Source organism: Streptomyces sp. JLSY215 (assembly GCF_059682825.1).
In genome coordinates, this window is the sequence record NZ_CM185022.1 from 1694912 (window position 1) to 1709586 (window position 14675).

A 14675-nucleotide genomic window follows, 5' to 3' on the forward strand; every position below is an offset into this window, starting at 1 on the left:
AATCGTACCGAGCCATCCGACCCGACCGCGAAACGGTTTGCCCGCCGCCCGCCCCTCGCCCGCTATTCCTCGCCCCCGCACGCCTCCTCGAAGACGTCGAGATTCTCCTGGAGCGATTTCAGCAGCCGGTCCCGCTCCGCCTCGTCGACCTGTACGGGCGTGACATCGCAGCCCCCGGTGATCCGGCGGAACCCGCCCCGGCTCTCCAGCCGCCCGCTCACCCGGACCGGCAGCCCCACCAGATGCGCATGCCCGGCGATCCGGTAGTCCTCCTCCCCCAGCGCGACCCGCACCTGGCCCACGTCCGCCCCGGTGATCACCCGCAGCCGCACCGAGCCGGGACCGCCCGGCCGCTCCCTGCGCAGCCGGACGACCGCACCGGTCACCCGTACCGGCAGCGACGGCTCCTCCCGTACGTAGCGCTGGGCGGCCTGCTGCAGCGCGGGCAGATCGCCGGGCGAGAACTCCACCGGCTCGGGACGGGCCGCGAAGCCGACCGGGGCCCCCGCGGCCGGCGACCACTCCACCGCGATCCGGACCCCCTCCGCATCCCGCACCAGTGCGATCAGCGCCTGCGCCAGCTCATGGCAGACGCCCAGCTCCACGGCCGCGTCGAAGGCCTCCATCCGGCCGGTGGCGCGCTGGTAGTCGGTGGCGTCACGGATCGCGTGCAGCGCCCGCTGCAGCCCGGACACGGCGCTGCGCCCGCCGTGCACCGGGACGAACGCGGTCACCCGGCTCCCCGCCGCGACCGGCCCGACCAGCACCTCGCCCAGGAACCCCTCCGCCCTCCGCTTGTGCCGGGCACCGTAGTAACCAGCTCGGGCATAGGTGCCCAGCGCCCCGGCGACCAGCATCGAACGGGCCGCGCCGCGCAGCTGCTCCTGCGCCACCCAGTGCGCCGCCCCCGTCCCGTCGTCCGGGATCTCGCGCTCCCAGCGCACCTCGTCGCTGGGCACCGCGAGCCCCACCAGCACCTCGCGGGCGGAGGGTGCGGCGCTCTGCGCCAGCGCCGCCAGCGCCTCGGCGATCAGCTCCCCGCTGTCGGGGAACCGGCGGTCGTGCGGCACCAGCAGGCTGGTGCCGCCGCCTTGGCCGGGCGGCGTCCACCGGGCGTAGTGGCCGGCGGCCCCGCCCCTGCGCCGCCAGCCGTGCCGGGCCAGCAGCGCGCTGAGCACCGCCGGGTCGAGCTGCGCGGGATCCAGCAGCCGCGCGCCGTAGGCGGCGTACGGGGCGTGTTCGGCATGTTCGGCGTGTACAGCGTTTTCAGGGGTCTGCCGGTCCATCAGGGTCTCCCTCCCGCCCCGACCCGCGTCATGATCTCGCAGAGCGCTCGGTCGTCGAAGATCCGCGCGGTCGGGATCCGCACAGTGGTCCTGCGCCGGCCGGTCACGGGGTGGCCGGCCAGATTGATCCAGTAGCAGCAGTGGCGCACTGCGAGACGGTCGTGGCTCGCCCGCAGCCAGTCGTCCTGGGTCCGTGGCACCAGCATCACGACCAGGATCTTGTGCACCGATACGGGCGTACGGGCCAGCTTCACCAGATGGTCGTTGTCGAGCGTGAAGGCGAAGGTGGGACCCGGCGGGCGGGGGGCGGTCTGGTAGGTGCATTTGAGCTGCACCTTGATGGTGACCTCGTCGTCGACGGTGTGCCCCGGCGCGGCATGGCTGACGTGCCAGTCGATGCCGTTGTCCGGGAAGGGCTGTGCCAGGGAGCACCCGGAAGCGGCGGCGATCGCATGCAGATAGCCCACCTGGAGGGTCTCCATGCAGGCAGTCGTGGCGAGTGCGCCGCGCTGCGGGGTGAAGGCGGGCTGGGAATACCTCGCGCCTGCGGGGGACAGCCCGCCCGGTTCGGGCTGCGCGATGGTCATCGCGGTTGCCTTCCGGGCCGTGCCGATCGATGCGTCTGGCGGACGGGGCGAGCGCGCGGGGACGGCGCGGCCCGTCCCTGTGGTTGTCTCCGCGTCAAGTGGCCGTCAAACAAAGGACGGTTCGAGAAGGCGGCGGGTCGGGTATCACCAGCTCGGATGGCCCGTGTCGTCATCCGCCCCACGAATGCGAGGAGTTGGGATGATGCCGCCCTGGTACGACGGTCCACTGGCTGCCTTCGACACCGAGACGACGGGAATCGACGTCGAGCGGGACCGCATCGTCTCCGCGGCCCTGGTGGTCCAGGAGACCCCGCGCTCGGCCCCCCGTGTCACCCGCTGGCTGATCAACCCGGGCGTGGAGATACCCGAGGCGGCGACCGCGGTGCACGGCCTGACCGCCGGCCATCTCGCCCTGCACGGCCGCTGGCCGGCGCCGGTGCTGGAGGAGGTCGCGCGGGCCCTGGCCGCCCAGTCGGTGGCCGGCCGCCCGCTGGTCGTGATGAACGCCCCGTTCGACCTGACCCTCGTGGACCGCGAGTTGAAACGCCACCGCGCCAGCTCGCTCGCCGCGTATCTGGGCGGGCACCCGCTGTGCGTCCTCGATCCCCGCGTGCTCGACAAACACCTCGACCGCTACCGCAAGGGCCGCCGCACCCTGACGGATCTGTGCGCCCATTACGAGGTCGAGCTGACCGACGCCCATGAGGCGGCCGCCGACGCGCTGGCCGCGCTGCGGGTCGTCCGGGCCCTGGGCAGCCGCTTCGCGGCCAGGCTGGACGGGCTGCAGCCGGGCGAACTCCACACCCGCCAGGCGATCTGGCACGCCGCGCAGGCCCGCGGGCTGCAGGCGTGGTTCGACCGCAGCGGCACCCCCGAAGCGGTCGATCCCCATTGGCCGCTGCGTCCGGAACTCCCTGCGGTGGCCTGATTGCACATCAGCAATTCCGGGCCATTCAGGGATTTCCGGCCCCGCGGCATTACGGCCGGTTCTTCGCCGGGCGGCCCAACGAAAAGGACCGGGCCGTCTCCTGACGGCCCGGTCCTTGATCCCGGTGGGCGATACTGGGTTCGAACCAGTGACCTCTTCGGTGTGAACGAAGCGCTCTCCCACTGAGCTAATCGCCCGGGTGTCTGCGGGGTTTTCCCTCGCGAACGAGCAGAACAATACAGGCCCCCGCGGCCTTCCATCAAATTCCTGTTCTGCCGGCGGCCACGGCCGCCTCACCCCCGGGCCAGCCAGGCGGCCAGCCCCCGGCGCCCGGCCCGCATCATCAGCGCGTGATTGAGCCGGAACAGCGGCCGGCCCAGCAGCGCCAGCCGGCGCAGCAGCGGTTTGCAGAGCTCGACGTCCTGCTCGAAGACGACCCGCGTCCCGCCGTGGCCCGGCCGGATCGTCCAGCGCGCCCAGCCCCCCATGTCCCCGCGCAGCACTATCTCCAGCACGCCCCGCCCGGGATCCCTTGTCTGCTCGGTCGCCACGACCGTCAGGTCATAGGGGAGCCAGGAGCGGAACCGGGCCAGCCCGCTATGGTCGTCGATCGGGGTCACCTCGCGCACCTGCGGCCACCAGCGGGGATAGGCCTCGGCCCGTTCGAGGACGGCATAGACGACGGCGGGTGCGGCGTTGAGCAGCCATTCGCTGCGGAAGCGGTAGCGGTGCAGTCTGGTGGACCAGTCGGGCATGATCCCAGTGTGCGCCCCCGGACGGCCCGTGCGCCCAACAACCGCGACGGCCCGGAGACTTCGTGTCTCCGGGCCGTCTGCCGGGGTGGGCGATACTGGGTTCGAACCAGTGACCTCTTCGGTGTGAACGAAGCGCTCTCCCACTGAGCTAATCGCCCGGCGCACGGCCAACATTACCGCACGTCGGCGGGGACTCCCGACCACACAGAGGTCACTCGCCGACGTTCCACGGCATCACGAGGCCGAACTTCCCCACATAGACCGCGAGCAGCGCGGCGATGATCAACAAGCCGATGGCCGTGAGAATGATGTTGCGGCGCCGCACCTTGGGATCGAGCGCCTTCTGTGCCGCTTCGGTGACCTTCCGCTTGGTCCAGCGCAGCACCAGTTGGGCCCAAACGAATTCGGTCGCCCAGATGGCCATTCCGGCAAAGATCACCAGCCAGCCGGGCCCCGGGAGCGGCAGCATGATCACGCCGGCCGCCACCACCGCCAGGCCGACCACGAAAACTCCGGCCTGCCAGCTCAGATGCAGCGACCGGGAACGCTTGATGAAGTGCGGCGCCCGCGAACCGAGCGGTTGCTCAGCCGGACCGGCATCCCCTTCGGCCTTTTCCGGCCCCCCGTTACTCTCCGTATTCATGTCCGCCAACCTACCGGAGGCGATCCCTCCGCCGGAATTACCGCCGAGGACGATCCCGCAATCCGCCGTAAGAGGTACGTGAAGCCACCCAAAACCGTCAGAGGGGTTTACAACGGCACCGTAGGTGGCATGTCGATTTCGCCGACGTGCGAATCCCCGAGCGCACACTGAGCGAAAGGCCCTGGCGCTTATGAACACCACGGTCAGCTGCGAGCTGCACCTGCGCCTCGTTGTGTCGAGCGAGTCCTCACTGCCTGTACCCGCGGGCCTGCGGTATGACACGGCCGATCCGTATGCCGTGCATGCGACCTTCCACACCGGAGCCGAGGAGACGGTCGAGTGGGTTTTCGCCCGCGACCTCCTCGCCGAGGGCCTGCACCGGCCCACGGGCACCGGAGACGTCCGCGTATGGCCGTCCCGGAGCCATGGTCAGGGTGTTGTCTGCATCGCCCTGAGCTCTCCGGAAGGCGAAGCCCTGCTGGAGGCCCCGGCGCGGGCTCTCGAATCCTTCCTCAAGAGGACCGACGCCGCCGTACCACCCGGTACGGAACACCGGCATTTCGATCTCGACACCGAGCTCTCCCACATCCTGGCGGAGAGCTGAGACGCACCCCAGCCGCCCACCGCAACCACCCGCTCACACTTGCGACCGTCCGACTCGGGGAGACGGCGCAGGACCGACAAGTTCATACGGCACACTTCGGCGCCGTCGCCGCGGACCCACCGCGGAGACGGCGCCGAGGCTTGTTCCAGGCGCTAGAGTCGGCGACCATTCGGCAACGACACCGGGGGCGGCGTCCGTCCGCTCCCCACTCGGCCAGGGAGCAGAACCGTGCTGATCACCCATGACACCCGGTGCGCCCTCGACGCGGTCGTCGATCTGCTCAACACCGCCCCGGAGGGCGAGGCGCCGCACGCACCGGACTCCCTGACGGATCTCGCGGAGCTCGAGGAATTCGTACGGCGCAACAACATCAGCGATGTCGGCGTCCTCGGGGAGGCCGATCTGGCGGCCGTACGGGCGCTGCGCGCACGGCTGGCCCAGGTCTTCGCCGCACAGGACGACCGCGAGGCCGCCGAGCTGCTGAACACCCTGGTCGCCTCCGCCGGCACGACTCCGCAGCTGACCGATCACGACGGCTACAACTGGCATGTCCACTACTTCGCGCCGGGCGCCTCCCTCGCCGATCATCTCGCCGCGGACGGCGGGATGGCACTGGCCTTCATCTTCGTCGCCGGGGAGCGCGAGCGGCTGCGGCACTGCGAGGCACCGGACTGCCGGCATGCGTTCGTCGATCTCTCCCGCAACCGCTCCCGGCGCTACTGCGACAGCCGCACCTGCGGCAACCGGCTGCATGTCGCCGCGTACCGGGCCCGGCAGCGGGATGCGGCGGGTTGAGGGACCCTGCGAGGAGCCGGCGGTGTGGCGCCGGCGCGCGGCGGCTCACAGGATGTAGAGGTCGTGTACGGCGCCGAGGAGGAGCAGGAAGCCGATGATGCCGAGGAAGAGCATCAGCGGTGGTTGGGACAGCGCGAAAAGACAGCCGCGCGATTCGGGGGCCGGGGCGTCCTCCCGGGCCAGGGCGCACTCATCGTTCATCTCGCGCGCATCATGGCGCAGATGATCGTCTTCGCGCTCCCAATATCCGCCTCAGCAGCGGGAGTTCATCAGATCCCGTGCTTTTTCAGGATCGCTTCGATGTCCGAGAAGTCATCCTTCGGTGCACCGCCCTTGCCCTTGGCCTGTGCTTTTCCGGCGGCCTTCGTGGTCGGCTGAGCGACGCCGCGGCCGCTGGCGAGGGAGGGCGCGGAGGCGGCCGGGGCCACCGCATCGTGCCCGGATGCCGCGGCGGCCTTGCGCTCCTTGCGGCCGCCTGTGCCGCCCCTGCGGCGCTCCACCATCCTGCTGATCATGAACAGCACGGCCGAGAGGGCGAGCACGCCGAATCCGGCCCAGACCGTGGGCTTGAAGACGATGTTGGTGACCCAGTCGATGACGCCCGTCATCACCAGACCGATGGGGATCAGCGAGAACGCCGCGATGCGGGTCGCGGCCAGGAAGCGTTTGCGGTATGCCGTCAGCGCGGCGATGCCCAGGCCCGCCGCCGACACCGCGGCACAGACGGTCGACGTCAGCATCCGGTCCTCCTGCCGGTGGATGGCCGAGCCCGCGGTGTGCTCCCTGCCGCGTGCTCGATGTGTTCCCTTCCATCCTGCCCTGTCCGGCGCCCGAACGGACATGTTCCGCCCGGCTTCAGGGACATCTCGGGGTCGGCCTCATCCGAAGGTGCCGGTTCGGGCTCCGGTGCACGGGCTGAAAGACTGACTCCATGAACGATGCCACCGCCCCCGGCCCCGCCCGCCCCCAGCGCCCCGTTCTCGATGTGTGGTGCGAGCTGGAGTGCCCCGACTGCCATGCCGCCCTGGACGATCTGCGGACGCTGCGCGAGCGCTACGGCGACCGGCTCGACATCCGGCTGCGCCACTTCCCGCTGGCCAAGCACAAGCACGCCTACGCCGCGGCCCAGGCCGCCGAGGAGGCCGTCGAGCAGGGGCGGGGATGGCCGTACATCGAGGCCGTGCTGGCGCGCACCGGGGAGCTCACCAAGGGCGGCGAGAAGCTGCTGCTGGAGGTGGCCCGGGAGCTGGGACTGGACGCCGAGGAGATGGACACCGCGCTGATCGACGGGCGGCATCTGCTGATCGTCGACGCGGACCAGGCGGAGGGCAAGGCCATCGGTGTGACCGGCACCCCGACGTATGTGATCGGCGGCGAACGGCTGGACGGCGGCAAGAGCCAGGAGGGGCTGCGCGCGCGCATCGAGGAGATCGCCGACCGGCTGCTGGCCGAGCAGGGCTGACCGCTCACCCCGAGGCCGCGGTCACAGGATCCGTTTCCCCAGCTCGTACGCGGTGGGCCGGTAGCCCAGCGAGCCGTACAGCCCGAGGGCGGGGGCGTTGTCCGCGTACACGTTGAGCCCCAGCACCGGCCGGCCCGCCGCGAGGCAGACCCGCTCGGCGACGAGCATCAGCGTCCGGCCGTGGCCCCGGCCGCGGTGCCCGGGGTCCACCGTCACATCGACGACATAGCCACCGGGATGCCCCGGGATCTCGACCGCGACCCAGAGCGTGCCGACGTCCGCCCCGCGGTGCGAAAGGACGCGCAGCGCATGGCCCCGGCTCCGTTCGCCGTCCGGCAGCATCGCGGCATGCCCGTCGTACGACGCCCGTTCGGCCCGTTCCCGGGGCACGCCCAGCTCCGTCTGCACCCGGATGTGCTCGGCGATCGCCGCGTCGCGCCAGGCCGGGTACTCCGCCGCGCTCATCCGGCGCTCATGGCTGGCGTCGGGGAGTTCGGGCGGCACGTCCAGCGGCTTGGTCATCTTGCGGCTGCGCTCGGTGTATCCCAGGGCGGCGGCCAGGCGCACGGCGGCCTCGGCACCGGCCGGGACGGTCACCTCGATCTGCTTGCAGCCCCAGCCGCGCAGCACTTCCTCGGCGGCGAGCGCGGCGACGGTGGCGCGGCCGCGGTGCCGGTCCGGCCGGTCGATGTCCAGCGCCTCGATCCGGCCGGCGACCGGCCCGAACCGGGCGTCGGTGGTCAGCCGGATCCCGCCGACGCGGCGGCTGTTGACACAGACGTCGTACGAACGGGCCCGGCCGCCGTCGTCATGGCGCTCTTCGGGTCCCGCGGGGCGCAGCGTAGTGGTCACGGGGAGTTCCTACCCTGCCGAGCGGGCCACGCATCACCCGGACCGCCCCCGGCCGCCGCCGGGGCCTCACGGGGGCCTACCGGGGGTCGAAGTCCGCGGCCGCCTGCTCGTCGAAGATCCGCATGGCCTCGGCCGTCACCGGGCCCGGCCCGTCGGCCAGTTGGCGGCCGTCGATGCGGGTCACGGCCTGGACGTCGCGCAGCGTGGAGGTCAGGAAGATCTCCTCGGCCCGCTCGAGGGCGTCCAGCGGCAGGTCGGTCTCCTTGGCGCCCGCCCAGGTGACCGTCAGGGCGCGGGTGATGCCGGCCAGGCAGCCGGAGTGCAGCGGCGGGGTGTGCAGCTCGCCGTCCAGGACGACGAAGACATTGGAGCCGGTGCCCTCGCACAGCGCACCGACCGTGTTGGCGAAGAGCGCCTCGGAGGCGCCCAGTTCCCGGGCGCGGGCCAGCGCGACGACGTTCTCGCCGTACGAGGTGGTCTTCAGGCCGCTGAGCGCGCCGCGTTCGTTACGCGTCCAGGGGACGGTGACGGCGGCGGTGGTGTCGGGGCGGCGGTGGGCCTCGGAGGCCGCGATGACCAGTGTGGTGCCGTGGTCGCCGCGGTCCGAGCCGAGCGGGGAGAGCCCGCCGGTGTAGGTGATCCGCAGCCGGCCGAGCGCCATCGGGTTGGCTTCCAGGACCGCGGCGCAGCCGCGCCGTACCTCGTCGAGGTCGGGTTCGGGCAGGCCGAGCCCGCGGGCGGAGGTGGCCAGGCGCTCGAGATGGCGGGTGAGGGCGAAGGCGCGTCCCCGGTCGGCCTTGATGGTCTCGAAGACCCCGTCGCCGACCGTCAGCCCGTGGTCGAAGACCGAGATCCGGGCGCTGTCGGCGTCCCGCAGTCCCCCGTCGAGCCAGATCTTCATCGTCGCTTTCCTCCGCTCACTTCGTGCACGCCCGACGCTACCGCGAGCAGTCGGCTCGCCTTCAATTCGGTCTCGGCCCACTCCCGCTCGGGGTCGGAGTCCCAGATGATCCCGGCACCGGCACCGAACCGCAGGACGGGCCCGCCCGGCGCGGCGCGGTCGATCCAGAACGTGCGGATACCGACGTTGAGCTCGCCGGTGCGGCGGTCGGCGTCGACCCAGCCGATGCCGCCGCAGTACGGGCCGCGGGGGGCCCGCTCCAGCTCGTCGATGATCCGCAGCGCGCTGGACTTGGGGGCGCCGGTGACCGACCCCGGCGGGAAGGTGGCGGCCAGCAGATCCGCCCAGGCCGTCTTCTCGTGGGCCTCGGACAGTTCGCCGCGCACCGTGGAGACCAGGTGGACGAGGCCGGGATGCGGTTCGACGGCGCACAGTGCCGGGACGGTCACCGTGCCGGTGGCGCAGACCCGGCCGAGATCGTTGCGGACCAGGTCCACGATCATCACGTTCTCCGCCCGGTCCTTCTCGGAGAGGTCCGCGGCCGTCCTGCCGGTCCCCTTGATGGGCCCGGACTCGACCGTACGGCCGTCGCGGCGCAGAAACAGCTCCGGTGAGGCGGAGGCGACCTCGACGCCGTGCGCGGGCAACCGGATCGTGCCCGCGTACGGGGCGGGGTTGCCGCGGGCCAGCACCGCGGACAGCGCGTCCACGTCGCTGCGGCCGGGGTCGGGCAGCGGCGCGGACAGCACCCGGCAGAGGTTCACCTGGTAGACCTCGCCCGCCGCGATGTATTCACGCACCCGTCGCACGCCGTCGGTGTAGGCGTCGCGGTCCATGGAACTGTCCCAGGCCTCGCGGGCGGGGCCGGCCCAGCCACCGGGGGCGGGTTCGTCGGCGGCGGTGGCGGGGCGGACGTCGCCGAAGCGGGCGCAGACCACACCCCCTTCGAATCCGGCGACGACGGCCCACCAACCTGCGGAGTCCAGGGCCGCGGGATCGGTGGTGACATCGCGCAGGTCGGTGGCTATCAGGCCGCCGAAGCGGGCCAGGGGAGGGAAGTCGCGCACGTCACCGAGTCTATGGCGGGGGCCCGACCACCGCCTTGGCCGAGCGAGCAGCGCAGCACGCTGCACAAACGCGTTTTTGTACTGGCCCCGGAATCCGCTAGAGTTCAACACGTCGCCGGGACGCAGCAGCGCCCCGGAGGCCAAGTAGCTCCCGGACGTAGTCTGGGGGAGACACCTGCGGACGTAGCTCAGTTGGTAGAGCACCACCTTGCCAAGGTGGATGTCGCGAGTTCGAGTCTCGTCGTCCGCTCGATGTGGGGGATCTTCCCGAACCCCCTCACTCCTGGTGGAGTGGCCGAGAGGCGAGGCAACGGCCTGCAAAGCCGTCTACACGGGTTCAAATCCCGTCTCCACCTCCAAGGACGATTAGCTCAGCGGGAGAGCGCTTCCCTGACACGGAAGAGGTCACTGGTTCAATCCCAGTATCGTCCACTGGTCCGGCTCGACCGGACCCCCGCGCGATTAGCTCAGCGGGAGAGCGCTTCCCTGACACGGAAGAGGTCACTGGTTCAATCCCAGTATCGCGCACGCAGTACTCCGCGGCCCCCGGGCCGTGGTCCCGAGGACGATTAGCTCAGCGGGAGAGCGCTTCCCTGACACGGAAGAGGTCACTGGTTCAATCCCAGTATCGTCCACATCTGAGCCGGAGGGCCGGAGCGATCGCTCCGGCCCTCCGGCGTTGTTCAGACGGTCATCGGTCAGGAAGAGAACAGCATGTGACCGAAGCTGCGGTGATGGCCGTGGTGTCCATGGTGACCGTGGTGGCCCTGGTGCGGGGCGCCCCAGGCCGGGGCTGCCGGGTAGGCCTGCGGGGCGGGTGGCGGGGGCGCCTGCTGGATCCACTGCGCCTCGAGGCGGCTCAGCGACTCCAGCTCGCCGTAGTCGAGGAAGATCCCCCGGCAGCCGGCGCACTGCTCGATCTGGACGCCACTGCGCTGGTACGTGTGCATCGGTGCATGGCACTTGGGACACTGCATCGTCGGCTCAACTCCTACATTCGCTGCCGCTGACCGCTTCGGACTGCTTCGGACTGCTTCAGACCGCTTCGGGCTGGTTCGGACTGCTGCTGAGTGCGACATCGCCGGAACGGCCTCCCGGCGATGCGGTGTTCACCCTACGTCCGGGCCGGCGGGTGCCAACTGGTGCGGCAGGGACGTCATCCGGGCGCAGGCGTCGACGACCGCTGTCTCGATCTCGTCCAGAGGGCGGGATGCGGTGACGGCCTTGGCGACGGCGAGTGCGGCGGTCTGGACCGTCAGGGCGCGGGCCGGGATCTCGAGGGCGGGCCAGGGGTCGCCGTCGGGGCGGACGGCGGGGCCGCCGGCGGCTCGATAGGCGGCCAGGAAACGGGACCAGATATCCGGGGCGAGCAGGCCGGTGGCGAACCAGGCGGCGGGGCGGGCCAGGTCCCAAGCGCCGTCACCCGGGCCCAGATCGTCGATGTCGATCAAGAGCCAGGGGCCGTCGGGGGCCGGATGACGGACGAGCTGGCCGAGGTGGAAGTCGCCGTGGCAGAGGACGTCCGTACGGGGCGGTGGGGCGGCGGCGCGGGCCCAGGGCGGGAGGAGGGCCCAGGCGCGTTCGACGGCCGCGGCGGCCGCGGAAAGCGGCGCGGGCCGGCCGCCGGGGGCGAGCGCGGTGCGCATACGGCTCAGGGCGCGGGCGGCCTTGGCGGGGCCGCGCATCGGCGGGACGGGACCGGGAAGTTGGCCCACGTCCACGCGGTGCAGGCGGGCGAGCAGGCGGGCGGCGTCCGCCCAGGGCGCGGCGTCCGGGTCATCGGCCGGGACGGGGCTGCCGTAGGGCCAGCGGGTCAGGGCGCGGCCGTCGTCGGTGCGGGTGAGGAAGCCGTCGGGGGCGGTGACCGGGAGCGGGGGCAGCAGGATGCCGTGCAGGAGGGGGTGCGCGGCGACGCGTAGCCGGGCGGCCAGGTCGTGGGCGTCGCAGTGGGGGGCGTGGGCCTTGGCGACGGTGTGGCCGGTGCGGACGACCGTGCCGTCGGGGCGGTCGGCGAGCACCTCGGGGGCCGTTCCCGGGGCGGCCGGCGCCGAGAGGGCGGCGAGGCGGTGCAGGAGTGCTGCGGTGGTGGTCATGGTGCCCCCGGGGCCTGCGAGCCGTGCGTGGTGCGCCGGTTGTGTTGTGCGCGTGGGCGGGCGGGCCGCGCGGGGCCCGGACCTGGGATCGTACGCGCGGTGCGGGTCCGTGCGGGCCGTGGCGGCGCGGGAAAACTCGATGGCCGGGCATCTCCCCAGATGCCCGGCCATTCGTGCCGTCCGCCGCACCCCCGTCCCCACGGGGTTTTGGCCGGAGGTCCCCCGTCCCGGGCCGCTCTCCCGGGACCGGGGCGCCGCTCAGCGCCCCAGCATTCCGGCCACGGACGACGCCTGTGTGACGACGGCTTCCCAGCCGCCGAAGACCACGGTCAGGAGTATCGCCAGCGGCACCACCATGGCCACGGCGACCAGAGGGTGGCGGGTACCGGAAGGTCGACCGTTGGCCGGCCGTCCTGAGGTGTCCGCCATCGCGCTGCTCCTGTCGTGTGGGGCGGCGGGCGTCTGACCTCGGGGGACGAGTGCTGCGCCCGCCGCTTGGAGACCACATTAGGCACGCGGCGGGCGCCGGGCGTCATGCCGTCGTACCGCTTTCCGGCCTCCAGGAGGATGACGGGAAGACGCCCGGCGTACTCCCCTGGGTGGAGAGAGCGGGGCAGGGACCTGGGGAAGTCCCTGAGAGATCGGGCGGACCCGGCCGTCAGGACCGTGTGGACCCGGCCGTCGGGACCGTACGGTTTCGGCCGTCGGGACCGTGCGGATTCGGCCGTCGGGACCGTGCGGATTCGGCCGTCAGGATCGCGCTCGGCCGTCCGCGCCACCGGATGCCCGGAGGGAGCCGGGACCCGGCCGGCCGTGAACCGGGCCGCACGCACCACCGAACCCGCCCGGGTGACTTCGCTCACTTCGGCCGCTCCCCCGCGTATCGCCGCCTCCCCCCTGCGCCCCGCTCCGTTCGCCACCGCTTCGTACGCCCTGGAGCCGCCTCGGACATCCAAGGCCATCTCGACTTCATCACCTTTCGTCGTGTCAAACTCCTTTCTGTGCCGGATCATTGGGATCTGGCACCGGAAGTCGGGGCGTACGGCGGCCGGTTCCGTACCTCTCTTCGAGGATCCCGCCCGCCACTGACAATCCGGTTGCCGACGCATGCGCGGCCTCTCAGCACAGCGAGCCGTCAATCCGTAAGCTGTGCCACGTCAGACGGTTGGCAGCGGAGGGGACGCCCCGCCGCAGGTAGGGGACGGACATGGCGATGATGCGGCTCCGACGCGAGGACCCGCGTGTCGTCGGGACGTTCCGGCTGCACCGCCGGCTCGGCGCGGGCGGGATGGGCGTGGTCTATCTCGGCTCGGACAAGCGCGGACAACGGGTGGCGCTGAAGGTGATCCGGCCGGATCTGGCGGAGGATCAGGAGTTCCGGTCGCGGTTCGCGCGCGAGGTGTCGGCGGCCCGGCGGATCCGCGGCGGCTGTACGGCCCGCCTGGTGGCGGCCGATCTGGACGCGGACCGCCCCTGGTTCGCCACGCAGTACGTCCCCGGGCCCTCGCTGCACGACAAGGTCAACGAGGAAGGGCCGCTGTCCCCCGCGGAGGTCGCCTCCATCGGCGCCGCGCTCTCCGAGGGCCTGCTGGCCGTCCATGACGCGGGCGTGGTGCACCGCGATCTGAAGCCGTCCAACATCCTGCTGTCCCCCAAGGGCCCGCGGATCATCGACTTCGGTATCGCCTGGGCCACCGGCGCCAGCACGCTGACGCATGTCGGTACGGCCGTGGGTTCGCCCGGCTTCCTGGCGCCGGAGCAGGTGCGCGGCGCGGCGGTGACGCCGGCGACCGATATTTTCGCGCTGGGTGCCACCCTCGCGTACGCCTGCACGGCGGACTCCCCCTTCGGACAGGGCAGTTCGGAGGTCATGCTCTACCGCGTCGTCCATGAGGAGGCGCAGCTGGCCGGGGTGCCGGACGCGCTGGCGCCGTTGCTGGCGACGTGTCTGGCCAAGGACCCGGCGGACCGCCCGAGCACGCTGTCGCTGTCGCTGCGGCTCAAGGAGATCGCGGCCCGTGAGGCGCACGGCCTGTCGGGCGATCCCGCGGAGAGCGGGGCGGGCTGGGAGCATCCGGAACGCCGTCCGCAGGGCCGTCCCACCGGGCAGCGGGCCGAGGAGTACGCGCGGCAGCGCACCGAGCGGCGGACGGCGGGCACTCCCCCGCCGCGGCCGCATGCGTCGCGGCCTCCGGCGCCCCGCGAGGCGACCTCCCGGTCGTCCGGATCGGGGCCGGCATCCGGCACGAAGGGCGTGAAGGGCACGAACCCGCGGACCGGCGGGCGCGGTGCGGGGCGGGTCCCGGCGGCGCGGCCCGGGGGGCGAAACGGCTCGCGTACCCCGGTCCGTACGGGACCGGGCGGGCGACGCCCCGGGCCGGACCGCAGGCTGCTGCGGCAGCGGGTGATCGTGTTCGTGGTGGTGACGCTGCTGGTGGCGCTCGGTATCGCGGCGGCGCAGGGCTGTCAGGGTCCGGCCCGCGGGCTGGGCGGGGAGCGGCCGGAGCGGGTCGCGACGTCTGCGCCGGATGCGTCATACGGGTCGTATGCGTTGCATGGGTCGTACGCGCTGTACGGGAGCGCGGACATTCCCTAGGGGGATGGCGAACACATCCCTTAGGGGACGCGAGCGCCCCCTCGGGGCCACAACGGGGCGGGGCGGGCGGGTATTCCCCGCGGGCGGGTATTCCCGTCTCCCGTCT

At 72.1% G+C, this 14675-nt stretch carries 17 protein-coding genes, 7 tRNA genes and 1 pseudogene; 10 read left to right on the forward strand and 15 right to left on the reverse strand.

Annotated elements, in window-relative coordinates:
* Window positions 1–62: 62 nt before the first annotated feature.
* Together AC5677_RS07580 and AC5677_RS07585 are read right to left on the reverse strand one after the other, a co-directional pair.
* Window positions 63–1286, reverse strand: coding sequence for a hypothetical protein (locus tag AC5677_RS07580; RefSeq protein ID WP_497194243.1), 1224 nt, complete (start codon window positions 1284–1286; stop codon window positions 63–65).
* Window positions 1286–1873 (reverse strand): DUF4365 domain-containing protein, encoded by a 588-nt coding sequence (locus AC5677_RS07585; protein WP_497194244.1) that lies wholly within the window; start codon window positions 1871–1873, stop codon window positions 1286–1288. The genes AC5677_RS07580 and AC5677_RS07585 overlap by 1 nt, the downstream gene beginning before the upstream one ends.
* A 202-nt stretch (window positions 1874–2075) precedes the next feature.
* On the opposite strand from AC5677_RS07585, the gene AC5677_RS07590 reads away from it, so the two are divergent.
* A complete protein-coding gene (locus tag AC5677_RS07590; protein WP_497196538.1) occupies window positions 2076–2801 on the forward strand; it encodes an exonuclease domain-containing protein in 726 nt (241 codons plus the stop codon).
* Between the two features lie 125 nt (window positions 2802–2926).
* On the opposite strand, the gene AC5677_RS07595 is transcribed toward AC5677_RS07590, so the two are convergent.
* The 4 genes from AC5677_RS07595 to AC5677_RS07610 all read right to left on the reverse strand — a co-directional run bounded on the left by AC5677_RS07595 (window position 2927) and on the right by AC5677_RS07610 (window position 4199).
* Window positions 2927–2998 (reverse strand) — tRNA-Val (locus AC5677_RS07595).
* A 96-nt stretch (window positions 2999–3094) separates the two neighbouring features.
* A complete protein-coding gene (locus AC5677_RS07600; protein WP_497194245.1) occupies window positions 3095–3556 on the reverse strand; it encodes an SRPBCC family protein in 462 nt (153 codons plus the stop codon).
* 86 nt (window positions 3557–3642) lie between these two features.
* Window positions 3643–3714 (reverse strand) — tRNA-Val (locus tag AC5677_RS07605).
* A 53-nt stretch (window positions 3715–3767) separates the two neighbouring features.
* Window positions 3768–4199, reverse strand: coding sequence for a TIGR02611 family protein (locus tag AC5677_RS07610; protein WP_497194246.1), 432 nt, complete (start codon window positions 4197–4199; stop codon window positions 3768–3770).
* A 190-nt stretch (window positions 4200–4389) separates the two neighbouring features.
* On the opposite strand from AC5677_RS07610, the gene AC5677_RS07615 reads away from it, so the two are divergent.
* Together AC5677_RS07615 and AC5677_RS07620 are read left to right on the forward strand one after the other, a co-directional pair.
* Window positions 4390–4803, forward strand: coding sequence for an SsgA family sporulation/cell division regulator (locus tag AC5677_RS07615; RefSeq protein WP_003959770.1), 414 nt, complete (start codon window positions 4390–4392; stop codon window positions 4801–4803).
* A 228-nt stretch (window positions 4804–5031) separates the two neighbouring features.
* Entirely contained in the window at window positions 5032–5598 is a 567-nt protein-coding gene (locus AC5677_RS07620) for a CGNR zinc finger domain-containing protein (protein ID WP_497194247.1), read from the forward strand.
* Between the two features lie 45 nt (window positions 5599–5643).
* On the opposite strand, the gene AC5677_RS07625 is transcribed toward AC5677_RS07620, so the two are convergent.
* Window positions 5644–5799, reverse strand: a complete 156-nt coding sequence (locus AC5677_RS07625; RefSeq protein WP_497194248.1) for a hypothetical protein — start codon at window positions 5797–5799, stop codon at window positions 5644–5646.
* A gap of 68 nt (window positions 5800–5867) precedes the next feature.
* On the reverse strand, window positions 5868–6338 hold the full coding sequence (locus AC5677_RS07630; RefSeq protein ID WP_497194249.1) for a hypothetical protein: 471 nt from the start codon (window positions 6336–6338) through the stop codon (window positions 5868–5870).
* A 191-nt stretch (window positions 6339–6529) separates the two neighbouring features.
* Between AC5677_RS07630 and AC5677_RS07635 the strand changes: the two genes are divergently transcribed.
* On the forward strand, window positions 6530–7060 hold the full coding sequence (locus AC5677_RS07635) for a DsbA family protein (protein ID WP_497194250.1): 531 nt from the start codon (window positions 6530–6532) through the stop codon (window positions 7058–7060).
* 21 nt (window positions 7061–7081) lie between these two features.
* On the opposite strand, the gene AC5677_RS07640 is transcribed toward AC5677_RS07635, so the two are convergent.
* The 3 genes from AC5677_RS07640 to AC5677_RS07650 form a co-directional block, all read right to left on the reverse strand.
* A complete protein-coding gene (locus AC5677_RS07640) occupies window positions 7082–7912 on the reverse strand; it encodes a GNAT family N-acetyltransferase (protein ID WP_497194251.1) in 831 nt (276 codons plus the stop codon).
* Window positions 7913–7988: 76 nt separating this feature from the next.
* Complete coding sequence (locus AC5677_RS07645; protein WP_497194252.1) at window positions 7989–8813, reverse strand: aminotransferase class IV; 825 nt, start codon at window positions 8811–8813, stop codon at window positions 7989–7991.
* On the reverse strand, window positions 8810–9880 hold the full coding sequence (locus tag AC5677_RS07650; protein WP_497194253.1) for a chorismate-binding protein: 1071 nt from the start codon (window positions 9878–9880) through the stop codon (window positions 8810–8812). Before AC5677_RS07650 ends, AC5677_RS07645 begins: the two co-directional genes overlap by 4 nt.
* Window positions 9881–10057: 177 nt before the next feature.
* Between AC5677_RS07650 and AC5677_RS07655 the strand changes: the two genes are divergently transcribed.
* The 5 genes from AC5677_RS07655 to AC5677_RS07675 all read left to right on the forward strand — a co-directional run bounded on the left by AC5677_RS07655 (window position 10058) and on the right by AC5677_RS07675 (window position 10515).
* Window positions 10058–10130: transfer RNA gene (locus tag AC5677_RS07655), tRNA-Gly, on the forward strand.
* 35 nt (window positions 10131–10165) lie between these two features.
* Window positions 10166–10239, forward strand: a tRNA-Cys gene (locus AC5677_RS07660).
* 1 nt (window position 10240) lies between these two features.
* A tRNA-Val gene (locus AC5677_RS07665) sits at window positions 10241–10312 on the forward strand.
* A gap of 24 nt (window positions 10313–10336) precedes the next feature.
* Window positions 10337–10408, forward strand: a tRNA-Val gene (locus AC5677_RS07670).
* Between the two features lie 35 nt (window positions 10409–10443).
* Window positions 10444–10515, forward strand: a tRNA-Val gene (locus AC5677_RS07675).
* A gap of 63 nt (window positions 10516–10578) precedes the next feature.
* Here the strand turns inward: AC5677_RS07675 and AC5677_RS07680 are convergent.
* The 4 genes and pseudogenes from AC5677_RS07680 to AC5677_RS07695 all read right to left on the reverse strand — a co-directional run.
* Entirely contained in the window at window positions 10579–10857 is a 279-nt protein-coding gene (locus tag AC5677_RS07680; protein WP_497194254.1) for a TFIIB-type zinc ribbon-containing protein, read from the reverse strand.
* Between the two features lie 132 nt (window positions 10858–10989).
* Window positions 10990–11973 (reverse strand): phosphotransferase family protein, encoded by a 984-nt coding sequence (locus AC5677_RS07685; RefSeq protein WP_497194255.1) that lies wholly within the window; start codon window positions 11971–11973, stop codon window positions 10990–10992.
* A gap of 258 nt (window positions 11974–12231) precedes the next feature.
* Entirely contained in the window at window positions 12232–12402 is a 171-nt protein-coding gene (locus AC5677_RS07690) for a hypothetical protein (RefSeq protein ID WP_497194256.1), read from the reverse strand.
* Between the two features lie 425 nt (window positions 12403–12827).
* Window positions 12828–13082: pseudogene (locus AC5677_RS07695) on the reverse strand (hypothetical protein); the annotation flags it as partial.
* Window positions 13083–13180: 98 nt separating this feature from the next.
* Between AC5677_RS07695 and AC5677_RS07700 the strand changes: the two are divergent.
* Entirely contained in the window at window positions 13181–14569 is a 1389-nt protein-coding gene (locus AC5677_RS07700; RefSeq protein WP_497194257.1) for a serine/threonine-protein kinase, read from the forward strand.
* Window positions 14570–14675: the final 106 nt, after the last annotated feature.

What these genes read in the sequence shown, in the direction of transcription:
- AC5677_RS07680 (WP_497194254.1), bottom strand. Translation starts at nt 10,857, where the DNA reads ATGCAGTGTCCCAAGTGCCATGCACCGATGCACACGTACCAGCGCAGT.
- AC5677_RS07690 (WP_497194256.1), bottom strand. Translation starts at nt 12,402, where the DNA reads ATGGCGGACACCTCAGGACGGCCGGCCAACGGTCGACCTTCCGGTACC.
- AC5677_RS07615 (WP_003959770.1), top strand. Translation starts at nt 4,390, where the DNA reads ATGAACACCACGGTCAGCTGCGAGCTGCACCTGCGCCTCGTTGTGTCG.
- AC5677_RS07585 (WP_497194244.1), bottom strand. Translation starts at nt 1,873, where the DNA reads ATGACCATCGCGCAGCCCGAACCGGGCGGGCTGTCCCCCGCAGGCGCG.
- AC5677_RS07600 (WP_497194245.1), bottom strand. Translation starts at nt 3,556, where the DNA reads ATGCCCGACTGGTCCACCAGACTGCACCGCTACCGCTTCCGCAGCGAA.
- AC5677_RS07590 (WP_497196538.1), top strand. Translation starts at nt 2,076, where the DNA reads ATGCCGCCCTGGTACGACGGTCCACTGGCTGCCTTCGACACCGAGACG.
- AC5677_RS07635 (WP_497194250.1), top strand. Translation starts at nt 6,530, where the DNA reads ATGAACGATGCCACCGCCCCCGGCCCCGCCCGCCCCCAGCGCCCCGTT.
- AC5677_RS07700 (WP_497194257.1), top strand. Translation starts at nt 13,181, where the DNA reads ATGGCGATGATGCGGCTCCGACGCGAGGACCCGCGTGTCGTCGGGACG.
- AC5677_RS07625 (WP_497194248.1), bottom strand. Translation starts at nt 5,799, where the DNA reads ATGAACGATGAGTGCGCCCTGGCCCGGGAGGACGCCCCGGCCCCCGAA.
- AC5677_RS07685 (WP_497194255.1), bottom strand. Translation starts at nt 11,973, where the DNA reads ATGACCACCACCGCAGCACTCCTGCACCGCCTCGCCGCCCTCTCGGCG.
- AC5677_RS07610 (WP_497194246.1), bottom strand. Translation starts at nt 4,199, where the DNA reads ATGAATACGGAGAGTAACGGGGGGCCGGAAAAGGCCGAAGGGGATGCC.
- AC5677_RS07645 (WP_497194252.1), bottom strand. Translation starts at nt 8,813, where the DNA reads ATGAAGATCTGGCTCGACGGGGGACTGCGGGACGCCGACAGCGCCCGG.
- AC5677_RS07580 (WP_497194243.1), bottom strand. Translation starts at nt 1,286, where the DNA reads ATGGACCGGCAGACCCCTGAAAACGCTGTACACGCCGAACATGCCGAA.
- AC5677_RS07630 (WP_497194249.1), bottom strand. Translation starts at nt 6,338, where the DNA reads ATGCTGACGTCGACCGTCTGTGCCGCGGTGTCGGCGGCGGGCCTGGGC.